This window comes from Dickeya lacustris, assembly GCF_029635795.1.
Classification (GTDB): domain Bacteria; phylum Pseudomonadota; class Gammaproteobacteria; order Enterobacterales; family Enterobacteriaceae; genus Dickeya; species Dickeya lacustris.
This window is the reverse complement of sequence record NZ_CP114280.1, coordinates 1686302-1704599: the sequence shown is the minus strand read 5'-3', so window position 1 is coordinate 1704599 and position 18298 is coordinate 1686302. Positions and strand designations below refer to the sequence as shown.

Sequence of the window (18298 nt, the reverse complement as noted above, 5' to 3'; positions counted from 1 at the left end):
AGGTGACTACCCTACTGAAAGCAATAAGACAAGGTAATGAACTATGGACGAACAACTCAAACAAAGCGCATTGGATTTCCACCAGTATCCGGTGCCGGGGAAAATACAGGTTTCCCCTACCAAACCGCTGGCCACGCAGCGTGACTTGGCGCTGGCCTATTCGCCTGGCGTGGCGGCTCCCTGTCTCGAAATCGCAGACGATCCGCTGGCGGCGTACAAATATACTGCCCGTGGCAATCTGGTGGCGGTTATCTCTAACGGTACGGCGGTATTAGGATTAGGGAATATCGGTGCGTTGGCCGGTAAACCGGTGATGGAAGGCAAAGGCGTCCTGTTTAAGAAATTCTCCGGCGTAGATGTGTTTGACATCGAAGTGGATGAGCAAGACCCGGATAAACTGATTGACGTGATAGCGGCACTGGAACCGACGTTCGGTGGTATCAACCTGGAAGATATCAAAGCGCCGGAGTGTTTCTACATCGAGCAGAAACTGCGCGAGCGCATGAAAATTCCGGTATTTCATGATGACCAGCACGGCACGGCGATTATCTGTACCGCTGCTGTACTAAACGGCCTGCGCGTGGTGGAAAAACAGATTGGCGATGTCCGTCTGGTGGTGTCCGGTGCCGGTGCGGCGTCGATTGCCTGCCTGAATTTGCTGGTGGCGCTTGGCCTTAAGCGTGAAAACATCACGGTGTGTGATTCCCGTGGGGTGATTTATAAAGGCCGTGAAGCCAACATGGCAGAAACCAAGGCCGCTTATGCCATTGACGATAACGGCAGCCGCACGTTGGCGGATGTGATCCCGAATGCCGATATTTTCCTTGGCTGCTCCGGCCCCGGCGTGCTGACGCAGGATATGGTCAAAACCATGGCCCCGCGCCCGCTGATTATGGCGCTGGCGAACCCGGAACCGGAAATCCTGCCACCGTTGGCGAAAGCGGTGCGCCCGGATGCGATTGTCTGTACCGGTCGTTCGGATTACCCGAATCAGGTCAACAATGTGCTGTGTTTCCCGTTCATCTTCCGTGGTGCGCTGGATGTTGGCGCGACCACCATTAACGAAGAGATGAAACTGGCTTGCGTCCACGCCATTGCCGAGCTTGCCTTAGCCGAGCAGAGTGAAGTGGTGGCCTCGGCCTATCGCGATCAGGATCTGTCGTTTGGCCCGGAATATCTCATCCCGAAACCGTTTGACCCACGCCTTATCATCAAGATTGCGCCAGCGGTAGCGAAAGCGGCGATGGACTCCGGTGTTGCCACCCGTCCGATTGCGAATTTTGACGAGTACGTCGAGAAACTGACGCAGTTTGTCTACAAGACTAACCTGTTCATGAAGCCGATTTTCGCCCAGGCGCGTACCCAGCCAAAACGCGTGGTGCTGGCGGAAGGGGAAGACCCGCGCGTCCTGCACGCCACCCAGGAGCTGGTGTCGCTGGGGCTGGCCTTCCCGGTGCTGATTGGTCGCCCAGGGGTTATCGAAAAGCGCATTCAGAAACTGGGCTTGCAGATTGCTATCGGCAAGGATTTCGAAGTCGTCAACAATGAGTCCGACCCGCGCTTTAAAGCTTACTGGACAGAATACTTCGAGATGATGAAGCGCCGTGGCGTCTCACAGGAGCAGGCCCAGCGCGAGATGCGAGCCAACCCGACGCTGATTGGCTCTATCATGGTTCACCGTGGTGAAGCCGATGCGATGATCTGCGGTACGGTGGGCAATTACGAAGAGCATTTCGGCGTGGTCGAAAAGGTGTTTGGCTATCGTGACGGCGTACATGTTGCCGGTGCGATGAATGCCCTGTTGCTGCCGAGCGGTAACACCTTTATCGCCGATACCTATGTCAACCCAGACCCAACGCCTGAGCAGTTGGCGGAAATTGCCCTGATGGCGGCCAGCACCGTGCGCCGTTTCGGTATTGAGCCGAAAGTGGCGCTGTTGTCGCATTCAAGCTTTGGCACCTCCGATTCGCCGACGGCGAAGAAAATGCGCGCCACGCTGGAGCTGGTGAACAAGATGGCCCCGGATCTGCAAATCGACGGCGAGATGCACGGCGATGCGGCGCTGGTCGAGGCTATTCGTCGTGAGCAGATGCCAGACAGCCCGCTCAAAGGGGCGGCGAATATCCTTATCATGCCGAACATGGAAGCCGCACGCATCAGCTATAACCTGCTGCGTGTGTCATCCTCGGAAGGTGTGACCGTCGGCCCGGTGCTGATGGGCGTGGCGAAACCGGTACATATTCTGACGCCGATCGCCTCGGTACGTCGCATCGTGAATATGGTGGCGCTGGCGGTCGTTGAGGCACAGACCGCGCCGCTGTGATAGATGATTAGCTGCAGGTAACATTCAAACCGGCAGGTTCTCCTGCCGGTTTTTTTATGCCTGCTGGCGTAGCCACTTGTCCAACTCGTTGGCGAACTGTTGGCGGTCACGCTGGTTTAGGGTGGCGGGCCCGCCGGTTTGTACGCCGCTGGCGCGCAGGGTATCCATAAAATCACGCATCGTCAGCCGCTCGCGGATCGTCTCCGGGCTGTAGCGCTCGCCGCGTGGGTTGAGCGCCACGGCGTGTTTCGCCAGCACTTCGGCAGCCAGCGGAATATCGGCAGTGATAACCAGATCGCCCGGTTCGGCGCGGCGAACAATTTCGTTATCAGCCACGTCAAACCCAGCCGCGACCCGCAGGCTATGAATATAAGGCGAGGGCGGCGTGCGCAGAGGCTGGTTGGCAACCAGCGTCAGGTGGGTTGCGCTGCGCTCGGCTGCGCGAAACAACACTTCTTTGATGACATTCGGGCAGGCATCGGCATCGACCCAGATAGCAGCCATTAGCGCATCTCCTCATTGAGGCCAAGCCAGTCTCGAACCGGCAGAAAATCACGATACAACGCGGCTTCGGGGCTATCGGGCTCGGGGTGATATTGATATTCCCAGCGCGCCAGCGGCGGCATCGACATCAAAATGGATTCCGTGCGGCCGCCGCTTTGCAGGCCAAACAACGTGCCCCTGTCCCACACCAGATTGAACTCGACGTAACGCCCCCGGCGATAAAGCTGGAATTCGCGCTCACGCTCGCCCCATGGTGTGTCTTTACGGCGCATGACTATCGGCAGATAGGCGGATGAAAAGCCCTCGCCGACGGCGCGCATAAACGCGAAGCTGCGCTCAAAACCCGGTGCATTCAGGTCATCAAAAAACAGGCCGCCAACGCCGCGCGCTTCGTTGCGGTGTTTAAGAAAGAAGTAATCGTCGCACCATTTTTTGTAACGTGGATAAACGTCATCACCAAAAGGCTGGCATAAATCAAAGGCGGTCTGATGCCAGTGCCGCACATCTTCTTGAAAGCCGTAGTAGGGCGTGAGGTCAAAGCCGCCGCCGAACCACCAGACGGGCGCTTCACCCGGTTTCTCGGCGATAAAAAAACGCACGTTGGCATGGCTGGTTGGGACGTAAGGGTTCAGCGGATGAATAACCAGCGAGACACCGAGCGCCTGAAAGCTGCGCCCGGCAAGCTCGGGGCGATGCGCGCTGGCAGAAGGCGGCAGCGAGGCACCGCAAACGTGAGAGAAGTTGACGCCCGCCTGTTCAAACACGCGGCCCTGACGCAACACCCGGCTGCGCCCGCCGCCGCTGCCGGAGGTGTGTTGCCAGGCGTCTTCCATAAACGTGGCAACGCCGTCGGCCTGTTCCAGTTGCTGGCACAGCGTATCCTGCAAGGTCAGCAGGAAGTGTTTGATAGCCGCGATGTCAGGTGCGCTCATAATGTCCCTTATTGGTGTGAGTAAAAAGCGGTGGTATCCCGTTGGGGGAGTATAGCGAATCACCCTGACGTGATGGCGAGAAAATCGCGCCATCCTGCTGTCGGACGATGAGTGCGAGGCGTGAAATTATCTAAGGGTTGCGTCTGTGGTGGATCACAGCATAATCAGAGGAAATGATTGACTCAATATGGCAAGCCTTATGGAAATTCGTGTATTCCGGCAAGATGATTTTGAAGAAGTCATCACCCTTTGGGATCGCTGTGATCTGCTGCGTCCCTGGAACGATCCTGAAATGGATATCGAGCGTAAGCTTAATCATGACCCAGACCTGTTTTTGGTGGCGGAAGTGGGCGGCGCGGTGGTGGGGTCAGTGATGGGCGGATATGACGGTCATCGCGGGTCGGCGTACTACCTTGGCGTCCATCCTGATTACCGTGGTCGCGGCATTGCCAATGCATTGATAAGCCGCCTTGAGAAAAAATTGATTGCCCGTGGCTGCCCGAAAATTCATCTGATGGTGCGCGAAAACAACACGGCGGTAATCGGTATGTATGAAAAAATGAACTATGATCAGGTGGATAGTATTACCCTCGGTAAACGCCTGATTGAAGATCAAGAATACTAATGATGTGTTGCACCGGGCAGCGGCATGATGCTACCCGGTGAACGCCAGCCTGCTGGCGTTGTTGTGCCGTTGCGCGGCCTGCCGCCGATGTGTGGTTCCTGCCTGTTTTTTCACCTTCTCCTGCCCGCCAGTTTTCTATCAGAATGGTCAGAATTTTCTGGTCATTTGTATCATTTTGTTGATAATGAGTATCGTTTTGATCTCAATAATCATTGCCTTTGTTAGCGTTACCATAAAAGGCAGCTAACGATACCGACGCAGTGGTGTACGGTTGAAATAAAAATAATATAAAACAAGGTGTTAGTTTGAGAGTTACCCATTCTTTTCTGCTATCTCTGGCTATCCACCTGTCTGTGGTTTATGCCCTGCTCTGGGGGTATACGCAGCGGGATGCGCTGACACTCTCTGCCGGGCGCAGTGGGGAGAGCATGTCCGGTTTACAGGTCGCGCTCTTATCGTCTTCAGCGATGCAGTGGCAGGCCATCAATACACATACCGACAGTGCGCCAGAGGCGTTTGCCCCATTGGCCGTGTCGGACTCGGCGATGCCGGACTCGTCTGAGACGGCTGCATTGCCCGCAGAGGCTATTTTGCCGGTGAATGCGCAGGCGGTCGTCACCCTGCCGGAAAGCAAACCGGTGCCGCGCCGTCAGGTAAAAGAGGCCTCCGAGCGTAAGCGCGAAGAGCCGACCGTGCGTAAAAGTGCGCCACCGGTGAAAAAACGGCAAGAGGAGCCGAAAACAGCGGAAGAGTTATCTGCTGTTGCATCACCGTCATTCGAGCGCGAAAAAGCGCCGCGCGAAGCCAAAATGCAGTCAGATACGAAAGCGCAGTCAGATGTGAAAGCGCAGTCAATCGATGGCGCATCGACGGAGAACGCGAAAGAAACGGCACATGCATCCAGCGCGCGCCATGCGGGCGCACAGCAGGTTGGCGCCGCATCCCGGCAAGGCGAGAGTCGTGAAGGGCAGGCTGACCAGGGTGCCGGTAATGACCAGAGCCAGGTCGTTAAAGCGCTACAGCGTCGGGTGAATTACCCAACCCGGGCGCGCGCGATGGGGGTTGAGGGGCGTGTCAGGCTACAGTTTGATATTACCGACAGCGGTACGGTTACGGCGATTCGGGTGTTATCAGAAGATCCCGCCGGGATGTTTAGCCACGACGTCATCAAAGATATGGCGCGCTGGCGTTATCAATCGGGTACTGGTGCAACTAACCAAACGGTATCCGTTATTTTTCAATTAAACGGGCATATTGAATTGCAACGTTAATTTTTTAATACCACCAGGGTTATAGGAAATGACTATATGAATAAGCATCTTTATTTGATGATGATACTTGGCGTATCGTCAACGGCGCTGGCTGCCGAACAGCAAGATAAAATACAAAAGGGTGATAATAGTAAACCGCTGGCTGCGGAAAATAACCCTGCAAGTGAAGATACTATTCTGGTGCGCTCAACACCGACCAGCCAGACAATGGGTACGCAAATTATTACCAGTGAGCAAATTAAACGCACGCCTACCCGCAATGGCAGCGTGACGGAATTGCTGCGTAATAACCCCAATGTGCGTTTTTCAAACTCAGCGGATAGCAGCCAAACACCGGGTGAATTACAGCCGGAAAATGTGTCATTTCATGGTGAGAAGTTTTACCAGAATAACTACATGATTGATGGGTTATCAAATAACAACGTCATTAACCCTGGGGCGAATAACGGTGAGCTGAGTAATACGCCCGATGGTTATAGCCCGACGGATTTACCAGCAGGTGGCGCACAATCATTCTGGATTAACTCAGAACTGATCGAACAATTACAGGTGTTCGACAGTAATATTTCCGCTAAATACGGTGATTTTACCGGTGGTGTGGTTGATGCCAAATTAAAAGACCCGAAGTTGGATCGCGCATCAGGGCGAATAGCTTACCGCACTACCCGCGATAGCTGGGCGCGCTATCATATTGATGATGATATTTCATCGGACTTCTTTTCTGCCAGCCAGCTTTATTATCAGCCGAAATTCACCAAGAATTTTTATTCCGTTAGTATGAACCAACCGTTAAGCGATAAAGCCGGGTTTATTTTTGCCTATAATCGCCAGCAATCAACCATCCCTTTTTATAATACGGTGATGGGCGATACGGTTAGCCAGACGCGTCAGGCGGAAACCTATTTATTAAAAGGCACCTATCTGGCGGATAACGGCGATATTTTACGCCTGACGGGGATGTATGCGCCGCACGAATCCCGTTTTTACAAGAAAGACATCAAAAACGGCGGCTTTACCAATACCGGCGGCGGATATCGCGGCAATATTGAGTGGGAACACAATACGGACTGGGGGAAAGTCACCAGCCTTGCCGGATACCAGTTTGAGGAAAACCGCATTGAGCATGAGTCCGACAGCTATCAGTCCTGGTATCGCTACAACCTTCCTTCTCGTTTTGTCTCTAATGTCATTGACTGGGGCAGCGGTGCGGCGGGGGTAAACTCTCAGCTCGCCGGGATCGGTGGCTACGGCAAGTATGCGACAGAAAAACAGACCGTCACCCTAAAACAGGATTACGAGCTCAACCCGCTGGCGCTGTGGGGCACCAGTCATCAGCTTGATATGGGCTGGCAGGTGGATTCCTATCAGGCGCGCTATCGCCGCTTTAACGACGTCTATTCCAACCGGGGTGCGCCCACTATCAGCAAAGGCGTGGCCTGCCGCAGCGGGGATGATTTCTGTATTGGCGGCGAGCAATATTACCGCAGCCGTAACCTCTATCCGGCCCGTCAGGTGCAGGGTGATTACCTCAACTACGCCATGTATTTGCAAGACAGTGTGAGCTACAAGCGGCTTGAGGTGACGCCGGGCGTGCGTCTGCAATATGACGATTACCTGAAAAACCTGAATATCGCCCCGCGTCTGGCGGCCTCTTATGATGTGTTTGGCGACCGTTCGACGCGGCTGTTTGGCGGCGCGAACCGCTATTACGCCCAGAACATGCTGGCCTATAAACTGCGTTCAGGCATCAGTGAGTCGGTGGTGCAATCGCGCACCAGCGCCAGCGGAGCCTGGAGTAGTAGCGCGACCGGTTATGGTTCCAATGACTATGATATTTCTGACCTGAAAACCCCGTACAGCGATGAGCTCTCGCTCGGCCTGTCACAGCGTGTGTATGACACCGTCTGGACGCTGAAATGGGTGAACCGGCAAGGGCGCGAGCAGTTTGGCCGCAGCAGCCGAACCGACGCCGACGGCCAGCGCTATTACTACCTGACTAACGATGCCCGCACGCAAGGCAATACTTTCTCGCTGGAAGTGGAGCCTATCAGCCCTTATAAGCTGAAATACGCCGATATCGGCTGGAAACTCAGCGCCAGTAAAGTCGATAACAAAAGCAGTTCGCAGATTTACTATGACCAGAGCAATCAGGATGACAGCAAGGTCATTTTTAAAGGCCAACTGACCGACCGCCGTGACATGGATGCGCTGGACTACAACACGCCGTGGGAAGTGGCGCTGAATCTGAATACCTATTTCCCGGCTCTGCGCCTGAACTGGGATCACCATCTGGCCTATACCTCCGGGTATACCGGTTATCGCACCCGTAGCATTACCTGTTCTGCCAGCATCAGCGGCTGCGGCGATTACACCGGCGCGGCAACGCAGTATACCGACCGTAAATATCAGGATTACGTCTCGTATGACTGGCGTTTTAACTACTCGGTGCCGACGTTCAAAAATCAGTCGCTGGATCTGACCGTGGATGTCATCAACGTATTTGACAACGTGATTGCCACCTCGCAGGAAACCACCGGGGATACCGTGACGTACAAACTGGGTCGCCAGTTCTGGCTGGGTGTGGCCTACAACTGGTAATCAGCGGCCATGAATGACAGGGCGCAGAGCGAGAGCTTTGCGCCCGTCGTGTCATTTTGGCGAGATGCCATCTGTTCTATGTAATCCATAATGAGTGATCAATGAGAAACATGATTTTACGCTGGATAAGCGCGGTGGGCGGCTGCCTGTTAAGCACACTGGCCACGGCCCAGCCACCGATTATCACCAGCCCGTTGCCGCAGATAACGCAAGGGCAACTGGCGAACGGTTTGCGCTATACCATTGTGCCGCTGGCAGGCCAGCAGCAACGCCTGGATATCCGTCTCAGCGTCGAGAGCGGTTCGCTTGATGAACAGGATAACGAGTCCGGCGTGGCGCATATGGTCGAGCATATGGTGTTTCGCGCCACGCGTGATTACCCGCAAGGGCTGGCGCAGATGCTGGGGCAGCGCGGCTGGGTGCGCGGTCAGCACTATAACGCCATGACCAACTATGAACGCACCGTCTATATGTTAAGCCCGCCGGATGGTAAGCCCTCACTGACCTTGTCGCTGAATGCTCTGGCTCAAATCGCTGCTCAGGCGCGTTTCGAGCCGGAAGACTGGCAGCGTGAGCGCCAGGTTATTCTTGAGGAGTGGCGCGGTAAACTCGGCGTGGCCGAGCGGATGAATCAGCAGCGTGTGGCGGCGATTCGCCATGATTCGCGGTATCCCAGCCGCCCGGTTATCGGCTCTGAAGCTTCCATTCAATCGACACCGGTAACGGTGCTGCGCGGCTTTTATTCCCGCTGGTATCAGCCGCGTAATATGCGCCTGATGGTGATTGGCGATCTCTCGGTTGAGGAGGTTAAACAGGCGATTACCCAGACAATGGGCAACCTGCCGGATGTGGCGTTGCCCGAGCGCGCTGACGCCGAGCCGCAATTGCGCCCGCAACGTCATCTGGTGCGCCTGCAAGACAGCCAGAGCAGCGTCAGTCAGGTGTCATTCGTGTTGCGCTTTGATGATTCGGTTGGTAAAGCAGCGGGAGAGGCGGGTGTGCGCCAGCGGTTGATCAACCAGATAACGCTGGAGGCGCTGAGTCGTCAGGTGCAGCGCCAGCCGCTGCCGACCTCCGGTGCTGTCAGCAGTCTGGTGGTGCGTAAGTCAGATATTGGCCGCACCACCGTTGCACTGGGGCTGTTTGCGTCGGTATTGCCGGAGAGCCATCTGCAAGGGCTGGATGTGCTGCTGCAAGAAATGACTCGCCTACAGCGTTACCCGCTATTGGCCGCCGATATTGCCGCCGTCAAAGCGACGTTACGCCAGTCGGCTGAAAAAATGGTGGCGACGCCCGAGCAGCGTGAATTCTCTGACTGGGTTCAGCAGTTGGTCATAGCCTGGCAGCAGGAGCGGCCTTATGTTGGCAAACAGCAACTTGGCCAGCAGGTGTTGACCCTGCTGCAAGGCATCAGCGATGCGGATATTCACGCTTGCCTGCAACGCTGGTTGTCCTCGCCGGATCAACTGGTGCAATTCAGCATTCCGGGTGGCCAGCCATTTACGCTGCCTTCCCAGAGTGAAGTTGAAAAACGCTATCAGCAGGTCGCACACTCGACGCTCTCGCCCTTACAGCCGCCGGTCGAGCGGGTGGTGCCTTCGTTACCGGAGGCACAGGAGCAGGGCTCAATTACACAAGAACGAGCTTTTCCGGCACAAAAAGTAGCCGAGTGGCAACTGGCAAATGGCGACCGGTTAGTGTGGTTGCGCCCGGCGCAGCCGGGAAAATCAGCGATGCTGACGGTGCTGTCACCCACCGGTTTTATGGCTCCGGGGCGCGACCCGTGGCTGGCCCAGCTTGCCGGACAGCTTGTCAGCCAGAATGGGCCTGCGGGCTGGAAAGGCCACGATCTGGCCGACTGGAAAAAAGCGCAGCAGGTTTCACTCAGCCTTGACTATCAACCCGATGAGCTGCGCTGGAGCGGCAGCGCCAGCATCAGCCATTTAGAATCGCTATTTCATCTCTATTACGCGATGAATCGACAGGGCGATATTGAAGAAGGTGCTCTGCGCGAGAGCCTGGCGACGCTCAAACGTCAGCAGGTCACGCGCGAGCAGAGCGTGAGTACCCAGCGCGAGCGGGCAATCGCCGAATTGCAGTTTGGCAAAACCGGTATGGCGTTTCCAACGCGTGCGGCGTTAGATGCGGTGAGCCGTGAGCCGCTGCTACATCAGTGGCGACAGACCGCCGCCGCGCCGGTGACCTACTATCTGCTGGCGGATATGCCGGCCGAGCAACTGCGCCCGCTGGTGACACGCTACCTTGCGGCGTTGCCGCGTCAGGCAAGTGACGCCAGCACGCCCTATCTGGCACTACCGGGTAAGCGTGAGCGGGTGCTGGCGATGAATCTGGAGCCTCGCGCAGATGTGTATCTGTGGAGCTTCACCCCGCAGCGCTGGACGCCGCAGCAAGCGGTGCAGGCGAATATCGCCGCCCGGCTGGCGGCACGCTATCTCAAAGCCAGCTTGCGTGATGAGGCACAGGGTATTTATAACCTGAAGCTGGAAAGCCGGTTAAACGACAAAAATGAACGTATCGAAACCGAACTGCGTTTTACCACCTCGCCACAGCGGGCGCAGGAGTTAAGGCGCAACGCGCAACAGGTGCTGGAAACGGCGGCGGCACGCATCACGCCGCAGGACGTTGAGCAAGAACGGCGTCAGTTCATTCAAAGCGAACGGGCTCGTCAGCAAGACAACAGCGCGCTGATGTCACGGCTTATCCTCAGTTATCGCCACTATCATGACCCTCGTTATCTCACCGAGCTTGATAGCCTGGCACCGTCGATTACCTTTGAGGCGATTCGTGAGGCGGCCGCGAGATTATGGCACCCGGATAATCAGGCGGTGCTGGTGACGCTGCCGCAGGAGAAAACATCGTGAAGGCCTTCGCGCGCGCGTTTCTCTCTCTGTGCCGCCCGTTCTGGCTGAACTGGCGCTACGGGCAAAACTGGCTGTTGCTGGCGGCTATCGTGGCGATGGGCGGCAGCATTGTCTATCTCAACGTCCGTATCAACGACTGGAGCAAAAGCTTCTATGATGCGCTAGGCGCTTTTGACAGCGCGCTGCTTTATCTGCTCATCAAGGAATATTGCCTGTATATTCTTATTTATATTGGCGTGTTCGTGTATCAGGAGTGGCTGACCAAACTGCTGATTATTCGCTGGCGTGAGCAGATGACGGCGGAGCTGATTGACAGCTGGCTGGCCAAGCGTGCGTTCTACCGCCTGTCACTGAGTAATCAGGTTGATAACCCTGACCAGCGTATCGCGCAGGATGTCGATCTGTTTGTCACCCAGACGGTGCGCTTGTCGGTGTCGTTTCTTATCACCTTTGCCCAGTTGTTCTCATTCCTGCTCATCTTGTGGGATCTTTCCGGCGTGCAGCAGTTCTCGCTGTGGGGGTACAGCATCTCGGTAAGCGGCTATCTGGTGTGGGTGGCGCTTATCTACACCCTGTTTGGCAGCCTGATCACCCAATGGGTGGGTAAACGTTTACACGGCATCAACTACCACAAACAGCAGGCCGAGGCGGATTTTCGTGCGGCATTGTTGCGCAAGCACGATCATGCGGAACAGATAGCGCTCTATGGCGGTGAACGTCAGGAGCGCCAGCAACTGCGCGGCCATTTTTTATCGATAGTGCGTAACTGGCGCGCGCTGATGGGTGCAGAGCGCAACCTTGGCCTGTTCACCGTTGGTTACACCCGCGTTAGCCTGATTGTACCGGTCTTTGCGGCATTGCCCGCCTTTCTTAGCAAGACCGTTACCCTGGGGGGCTTAATGCAAATTCGCAGCGCATTCGGCCAGGTACACAGCGCGCTGAGTTGGTTTATTCGGGTCTATTACTCACTGGTGGAGCTGTCCGCCAGCCTGACGCGTCTGGATCAGTTCCGTCAGGAAATTGCCGCGCATCAGGAGACGTCGCGCCCGGTGGTGCAAGGAAAGTTGTTGCAGGTTGAACGCCTGAGCTTCTCCACGCCGCAGGGGCAGCCATTGCTGCGTAACGTGACCTTTAGCTGCGCGCCCGCTAGCTGGAGCCGCCTGTGTGGGCAGAGCGGGCTCGGTAAATCGACGCTGTTGCGCACTCTGGCGGGGCTATGGCCGTATTACGAAGGCGCGTGGCAGACCGGCAGCGGTAGCCACTTACTGTTGCCGCAGCACAGCTATCTGGGCCAGGGAACATTAGCCGAAGTGGTGTGTTACCCGAGCGCGCCGCGAGAAGACGATGCGGTATTGCGTCAGGCGCTGGAACAGGTTGGACTGGGCGAGTGGGGCGAAAGCTTGCAGCAGCAAATGAACTGGGATCGCGTCTTTTCCGGCGGTGAACGCCAGCGGCTGGCGCTGGCGCGGGCGCTGGTCAATCGACCAGATCATCTGTACCTCGATGAAGCCACCAGCCAGCTTGACCAACAGGCCGCACGCCAGGTGCTGGAGGTTATCCGTCAGGCGCTGCCTGCATGCACGGTGATTGCCGTTACTCACCAGCAGGAACTGGCGGATTTGTTTCACGACCATATCGATCTCGCCGCATTCCGCTAATCTCACCAGGGCTGGCCGGGGAAGGTTTCACCGGCTGGCCCAATCAATGTTAACCTTGGCACCTTAAACCGCATGTGGTGAAGTGTCGGCGTAAATTTTTACGGCACTTTCTGTGTGTTGCAGACTCCAATAGCCAGTGCGATGGCCGGGGTCGGCGATGCGCTGCCGTTTTATGTTGAGGAGTCGAGTGTGACAAAAGTGCGTCCATTATTGCTGTTTTTCCCTTTCTTATTGGCTGGGTGCAGTACGCTTTCCAGCTTTTCCTGGTCAAGTCTGTCGCCATTTAACTGGTTTGGGCACCATTTAAGCGTGACGGATGCGGGCGTCGGCGGGGTAAATGCATCAACACCGATGCTGGAGTCTGCGTTGAGTAATGCACTCAATAGCGACTATCGGCTGCGTGGCGGTATGGAAAGCCGCAACGGTAAACTGGTGTCGGTTTATCAGGCGATGAAGGATGAGCAGGTGGTGCTGGAAATTACCGGCGCGCCAAAAGGCCAGGTCAGCCAGGTTGTGGTGACAGACCGTGCCATCGCCAGCGAATGGGGCGTAAAACTGGGTGATGAGTTCAGCGGGTTATACAGCAAAGCGTTCGGGGTGTGCCAGCCTGGGCAAGGTGCCGATGCGCGCGCGGTAGAGTGTGTCGCGCCACAGGGTAAACATGTCAGCTACCTGTTTTCCGGCGACTGGAACGGCCCGGAAGGACTTATGCCGCCAGACGATATTCTCATGCACTGGAAAGTCAGCAAAATCGTCTGGCATGCACAGGGGCGAGAGTAACTATTTTTACCGCCCGCAGGCGGCTTCAGGCCGGGTGTTGCTGCCCGGCCTGAAGATAGATAGCGTAGGCGCTCTCACTCATGCTGAGGGTTGCGAATGAGGCTGGGTATTGGTGTTACGCATCAACTTTCTGCGATCAAGTAGCGTATTTGTCTGTGGGTCGTAATAACGACTCGGCCAGATCTCTTCCGGTTTGACACCCAGTGCGCTGGCAATAAGCCACTCGCCTTTTGGCCATGGACGATAAAGGGCGTTTGCCAGCGTGGTTGAGCTTAGGCCAGCCTGTCGTGATACCGCAGAGAGAGAGGTTCCTTTCTTCCTTAACGCAGCAATAATATCGGCGGAATGCCAGTCCGTTCTCCTTGAGCGCATATTTAATCCTCTATAACCAGGGCTGATTGCTATTTTTTGTGACAGGCTTTTACTATTACACACTTTTATAGGTAAAAAATACTCTTGAATTAAATTTCATTTGATGAATTTAGCGATATCATGCTGGTAACAGTTATTTAAGAGTAATTTTGGATGTTGATTGTTTTTATGTGATTTATTTTTGTTTTGAAATTACGACAAAGATTAATTATCTCGGTAATTATTTTTTTTGTTTTAATGTGGGACGTGTTTTATCTACAGGGTGTTGTTTGCCATGACAGACATGCAGACTTATCTGTGCTCGTTTATCCCTTTGCTGAATGGACTAAATGAGCCTTGGGGGATTAAGGATATAAACTCTCGCCATGTTTATATGAATGCCGAAGCGTATCGTTACACCAATACGCCAGCATGCTTCGATATTGAGGGCCGTTTTGATGAGGAGTTCCCCATCGACTGGGCCGAATTCTCTGACAAGTTTATTGAGCACGATCGTCGTACCGAGGCATGTGCAGAGCGAGTGGCGGTGATTGAAACACATTATTGGTTCGGTAAGTCAGAGCTCTCACCGTTTATTAGCGAAAAAATCCCTCTGTTTACGCCTGAAAAAGAGTGTGTGGGGATTTTATGGAACGCCAGACCAATGGGGACATTGTCTCCGCTTATCCATATTCACAAGCGCAAGCCTTCAATACTGAAAACCGATGCAACAACCCACCTGTTTACCCGGGCTGAGTTGGATACGTTATTTCTGCTATTGCGTCGTTTTTCCAGTAAGGAAATTGCGCGTCAGTTCAATCTCTCCAGCCGTACTATCGAAAATAGAATTCAAAGTATGTATCAAAAGGCCGGGGTGAATTCATTTAGCCAGTTTGAGGAGTTCTGTTATCAGCAGGGACTGGATAGTTTTATTCCTGCGTCATTGCTGACGAAAGGCATTTTATTTATCTGACAAGGACATTCAGTCATGGCGAATATTGATGATTACCCGGTGAGTCGTGTGCCGGGGTCGGCACGGTTGCCGCTTTTTAATGTGGCGTTGGTGCATATTGGTATGTTGACGGCGCTGGATCAGTTTATGTTGGGAGCCGTGTTGGGCCACGGTATGAGTTCTGGCGATGCATTCCTGGCGATAGCGATAGGTAGCGCCATTTTTGGCCTTGCCACCTTAGGCCTGGGATACGCCGGGATGCGAGAGGGACTTTCCGGCAGTTTACTGGCACGCTGGTGTGGTTTTGGTCGATTGGGCGCGGTGCTTATCGGTGCCATTATCGCCATCAGTCTGCTGGGGTGGTTCGGTGTGCAAAACGCTGTGTTCGCCCGCTCGTTAAATTATGCCTTAGGCGACCGGCTGGGGTTCGGCGTTGCTGCAACGCTTTCTGGCTGCGCATTAACGCTGCTGGTCACGTTCGGTTTTCGCGCGCTGCGCTATACCGCCAGAATTGCCGTGCCGCTGTTTATCATGGTGGTCGGTTATATTTCGGTAATGACATTAAGTGGCCATAGCCTTGCCGTATTGTGGCAAACAGCGGCTTCAGGCGAGGTGATTACGGTGAGTGCCGGGGCAACGATGGTGGTTGGCGGCTGTATTGTCGCAAGCCTCATCACACCGGATATGACGCGCTATTCCCGGCAGGGCTCGCATGTGATGTGGATAACCCTGCTCTCTATCGTCATCGGCGAGTTCTTCGTCAATGGGCTGGCGATGTTAATTGCCCGGGCGCTGAATACGGCGGATATTGTCACCATCATGTCACAAACCGCCGGTGGAATAGGGCTGATTACCGTGATTTTCTCCACGCTGCGGATTAATGACATTAACCTCTACTCCTCTTCGCTGGGTATCGCGAATGCCGTTGAAGGCATTACCGGTAAAAAACTTCGTTATCAATCCATTACGCTATTGATTGGCCTGGTGGGGACGTTCCTGTCGGTGATAGGCATTTTAGACCGCTTTGTGGATTTTCTGACCTGGCTTGGCGTATTTTTCCCGCCGGTAATTGGTGTCATGTTGGTGGATTATTATCTGCTGCGCACCAGCCGCCGTTTGCTTGATGACAGCCGCCGCGAGGGGGCGTTGCCGGATGAGAAGCACACGCCTGCGATTGGCTGGATGGCGATTGTGGCAAGTCTGGTGGGCAGCGGCGTTGGCGCATTTACCGACTGGGGTATTCCGGCATTAACGTCGCTGCTGGCGGCGAGCCTGTTGTATGGGGTGCTGGGGGTTATGGTTGCGACAAGAAGGGGCAGTGCGCAACGCGCGCAGGCAATATAGCGACGTCTTGGTATCATGTGGCGACAAAAAGGCGGCTTTCTACCTTGAGCTGTAAGGTTATTCTGTCATCGTCAACATCGTCTGATATCATGGTGCATTGGCTGGAGGCGTGTGGTACACGCCTCTGCGTTTTCTTGATGACACTGCGCTGAGTAATGTGAGGAAGCTACTGATGACGCAAATTCAAAGCGGTATTTTGCTTGAACATCGCCGTTTTGCCATTTTTATGGAGGCGATGGTACAGGGAGAATTTGATGCCATCCGCCAAGGGTGCAAAAAGTTTTGTCAGGCACTGACTGAGTTGCAGCAGCGTTTCCCCGATGCCGGACTGGGTGCGGTGGTGGCTTTTGGCTATGAGGTCTGGCGTGAGCTTGACTGCGATAACAGTGCGGTAGAGTTGAAATCGTTCACGCCGCTCGGTAATGGTCTGGCCCCGGCAACGCAACGCGATATGTTGATTCATATTCAGTCGCTGCGTCATGACGTCAACTTTACTCTGGCACAGGCGTTGCTGGCGGCATTCGGCAACACCATCAACGTTGAAGAGGAAACCCACGGTTTTCGCTGGGTGGAAGATCGTGACCTGAGCGGGTTTGTTGATGGTACAGAAAACCCGCAGGGTGAGGCACGCCAGGCGGTCGCGATTATTCCTGAAGGCGAGCCGGGCGAAGGCGGCAGCTATGTGTTTGTGCAACGCTTTGAGCATAACCTGCGCCAGCTTAACCGCATGAGCGTGGAGCAGCAGGAGCAGATGATTGGCCGCACCAAACAAGATAACGAAGAACTCTCAGCTGAGGAACGCCCGGTAACGTCACACTTAAGCCGCGTTGATCTGAAAGAAGAGGGTAAAGGGCTGAAAATTCTGCGCCAGAGCCTGCCGTATGGCACCGCCAGCGGCAAACATGGCCTCTATTTCGCCGCCTACTGTGCCCGCCTCTATAACATTGAGCAGCAGTTACTGAGCATGTTCGGCGATCGCGATGGTAAGCGTGACGACATGCTGCGTTTTACCCGCGCAGTGAGCGGCAGTTACTTTTTTGCCCCTTCTCTTACCCGCCTGTTATCGCTATAACTGCTATCGATTGATATCACCGTCAGGCACTCGTCGTGGTGCCTGTTTTTTTGTGTGCGACGGGCGCACCGGAGAGAGCATATGACCACACTCGAACACTGCGTTGGCAACACGCCGCTGGTCAAACTGCAACGTTTGGCACGCCATACCGACAGTGAAATCTGGCTGAAGCTTGAAGGGAATAACCCGGCCGGTTCGGTAAAAGACCGGGCGGCGCTGTCGATGATAACCGAGGCAGAGCGGCGTGCAGAGATAGCGCCGGGTGACAGGCTAATTGAAGCCACCAGCGGCAATACCGGTATTGCGCTGGCGATGGTGGCGGCGATGAAAGGCTATCGTTTACGGCTGCTGATGCCCGATAACATGAGCCTGGAACGTCAGGCTGCTATGCGGGCCTACGGCGCAGAGTTGGTGTTGGTTAGTCAGGCGCAAGGCATGGAGGGCGCGCGCGATCTGGCGGCATTGATGGCTGAAGCAGGCGAGGGAAAATTATTGGATCAGTTTAATAACCCCGATAATCCCCTGGCGCATTTCACCACGACCGGGCCGGAAATCTGGCGGCAGACCGGTGGGCGAGTCAGTCATTTTGTCTCTTGTATGGGCACCACCGGCACCATAACCGGTGTGAGCCGTTACCTGAAAAGTCAAAATCCGGCGGTGTATACCGTTGGCCTACAGCCGCAAGCCGGTAGTCAGATCCCCGGCATTCGGCGCTGGCAACCGGCCTACATGCCCGGCATTTTCCAGCCGCAACTGGTTGACAGCATCATGGATATCTCTCAGCAAGACGCTGAAACCACGCTACGGCGGTTGGCGCGCGAGGAAGGCATCTTTTGCGGTGTCAGTTCCGGCGGTGCGGTAGCCGGTGCGTTGCGCATCGCCGCTGGGCATCCCGGCAGTTTGGTGGTTACGGTGGTGTGCGATCGTGGCGATCGTTATCTGTCTACGGGCATTTTTGCGTCAGGCACCGAGCATGAGGTGCCGTGCTGAAATAGTGCGCCTGCGC

Annotated in this window: 14 protein-coding genes; 11 read left to right on the top strand and 3 right to left on the bottom strand. The window is 55.1% G+C overall.

Annotated features, from left to right (window positions below; genetic code table 11):
* Positions 1–43: 43 nt before the first annotated feature.
* Positions 44–2323, top strand: coding sequence for an NADP-dependent oxaloacetate-decarboxylating malate dehydrogenase (maeB, locus tag O1Q98_RS07655; RefSeq protein ID WP_125258405.1), 2280 nt, complete (start codon positions 44–46; stop codon positions 2321–2323).
* Between the two features lie 54 nt (positions 2324–2377).
* On the opposite strand, the gene O1Q98_RS07650 is transcribed toward maeB, so the two are convergent.
* Positions 2378–2827, bottom strand: coding sequence for a YaiI/YqxD family protein (locus O1Q98_RS07650; protein WP_035340027.1), 450 nt, complete (start codon positions 2825–2827; stop codon positions 2378–2380).
* Positions 2827–3759: an oxygen-dependent coproporphyrinogen oxidase gene (gene hemF, locus O1Q98_RS07645; RefSeq protein ID WP_125258406.1), complete on the bottom strand. Its 933-nt coding sequence runs from the start codon at positions 3757–3759 to the stop codon at positions 2827–2829. The genes O1Q98_RS07650 and hemF overlap by 1 nt, the downstream gene beginning before the upstream one ends.
* A gap of 199 nt (positions 3760–3958) precedes the next feature.
* On the opposite strand from hemF, the gene O1Q98_RS07640 reads away from it, so the two are divergent.
* The 6 genes from O1Q98_RS07640 to O1Q98_RS07615 all read left to right on the top strand — a co-directional run bounded on the left by O1Q98_RS07640 (position 3959) and on the right by O1Q98_RS07615 (position 13573).
* Positions 3959–4384: a GNAT family acetyltransferase gene (locus O1Q98_RS07640; protein ID WP_125258503.1), complete on the top strand. Its 426-nt coding sequence runs from the start codon at positions 3959–3961 to the stop codon at positions 4382–4384.
* Between the two features lie 305 nt (positions 4385–4689).
* On the top strand, positions 4690–5655 hold the full coding sequence (locus tag O1Q98_RS07635; RefSeq protein WP_125258407.1) for a TonB family protein: 966 nt from the start codon (positions 4690–4692) through the stop codon (positions 5653–5655).
* Positions 5656–5691: 36 nt separating this feature from the next.
* Positions 5692–8253: a TonB-dependent receptor plug domain-containing protein gene (locus O1Q98_RS07630; protein WP_125258408.1), complete on the top strand. Its 2562-nt coding sequence runs from the start codon at positions 5692–5694 to the stop codon at positions 8251–8253.
* 101 nt (positions 8254–8354) lie between these two features.
* The gene (locus O1Q98_RS07625; protein ID WP_125258409.1) at positions 8355–11135 is read left to right on the top strand and encodes a M16 family metallopeptidase; all 2781 of its coding nucleotides are present in this window, start codon (positions 8355–8357) and stop codon (positions 11133–11135) included.
* On the top strand, positions 11132–12793 hold the full coding sequence (locus tag O1Q98_RS07620) for an ABC transporter ATP-binding protein/permease (RefSeq protein WP_125258410.1): 1662 nt from the start codon (positions 11132–11134) through the stop codon (positions 12791–12793). Before O1Q98_RS07625 ends, O1Q98_RS07620 begins: the two co-directional genes overlap by 4 nt.
* A gap of 189 nt (positions 12794–12982) precedes the next feature.
* Positions 12983–13573 (top strand): RpoE-regulated lipoprotein, encoded by a 591-nt coding sequence (locus O1Q98_RS07615; RefSeq protein WP_240632716.1) that lies wholly within the window; start codon positions 12983–12985, stop codon positions 13571–13573.
* 78 nt (positions 13574–13651) lie between these two features.
* On the opposite strand, the gene O1Q98_RS07610 is transcribed toward O1Q98_RS07615, so the two are convergent.
* Positions 13652–13945: a helix-turn-helix domain-containing protein gene (locus tag O1Q98_RS07610; RefSeq protein ID WP_125258411.1), complete on the bottom strand. Its 294-nt coding sequence runs from the start codon at positions 13943–13945 to the stop codon at positions 13652–13654.
* Positions 13946–14219: 274 nt separating this feature from the next.
* On the opposite strand from O1Q98_RS07610, the gene O1Q98_RS07605 reads away from it, so the two are divergent.
* The 4 genes from O1Q98_RS07605 (at position 14220) to cysM (ending at position 18282) form a co-directional block, all read left to right on the top strand.
* On the top strand, positions 14220–14897 hold the full coding sequence (locus O1Q98_RS07605; protein ID WP_125258412.1) for a helix-turn-helix transcriptional regulator: 678 nt from the start codon (positions 14220–14222) through the stop codon (positions 14895–14897).
* A gap of 15 nt (positions 14898–14912) precedes the next feature.
* Complete coding sequence (locus tag O1Q98_RS07600) at positions 14913–16220, top strand: purine-cytosine permease family protein (RefSeq protein ID WP_125258413.1); 1308 nt, start codon at positions 14913–14915, stop codon at positions 16218–16220.
* A gap of 172 nt (positions 16221–16392) precedes the next feature.
* Entirely contained in the window at positions 16393–17292 is a 900-nt protein-coding gene (locus O1Q98_RS07595; protein ID WP_125258414.1) for a Dyp-type peroxidase, read from the top strand.
* An 81-nt stretch (positions 17293–17373) separates the two neighbouring features.
* Positions 17374–18282 (top strand): cysteine synthase CysM, encoded by a 909-nt coding sequence (cysM, locus tag O1Q98_RS07590; protein ID WP_125258415.1) that lies wholly within the window; start codon positions 17374–17376, stop codon positions 18280–18282.
* The last annotated feature ends 16 nt before the right edge of the window (positions 18283–18298 follow it).

Coding starts and splice junctions, on each gene's coding strand:
- O1Q98_RS07595 (WP_125258414.1), top strand. CDS start 16,393: ATGACGCAAATTCAAAGCGGTATTTTGCTTGAACATCGCCGTTTTGCC.
- O1Q98_RS07640 (WP_125258503.1), top strand. CDS start 3,959: ATGGAAATTCGTGTATTCCGGCAAGATGATTTTGAAGAAGTCATCACC.
- O1Q98_RS07630 (WP_125258408.1), top strand. CDS start 5,692: ATGAATAAGCATCTTTATTTGATGATGATACTTGGCGTATCGTCAACG.
- hemF (WP_125258406.1), bottom strand. CDS start 3,759: ATGAGCGCACCTGACATCGCGGCTATCAAACACTTCCTGCTGACCTTG.
- O1Q98_RS07650 (WP_035340027.1), bottom strand. CDS start 2,827: ATGGCTGCTATCTGGGTCGATGCCGATGCCTGCCCGAATGTCATCAAA.
- O1Q98_RS07625 (WP_125258409.1), top strand. CDS start 8,355: ATGAGAAACATGATTTTACGCTGGATAAGCGCGGTGGGCGGCTGCCTG.
- O1Q98_RS07610 (WP_125258411.1), bottom strand. CDS start 13,945: ATGCGCTCAAGGAGAACGGACTGGCATTCCGCCGATATTATTGCTGCG.
- cysM (WP_125258415.1), top strand. CDS start 17,374: ATGACCACACTCGAACACTGCGTTGGCAACACGCCGCTGGTCAAACTG.
- O1Q98_RS07600 (WP_125258413.1), top strand. CDS start 14,913: ATGGCGAATATTGATGATTACCCGGTGAGTCGTGTGCCGGGGTCGGCA.
- maeB (WP_125258405.1), top strand. CDS start 44: ATGGACGAACAACTCAAACAAAGCGCATTGGATTTCCACCAGTATCCG.
- O1Q98_RS07605 (WP_125258412.1), top strand. CDS start 14,220: ATGACAGACATGCAGACTTATCTGTGCTCGTTTATCCCTTTGCTGAAT.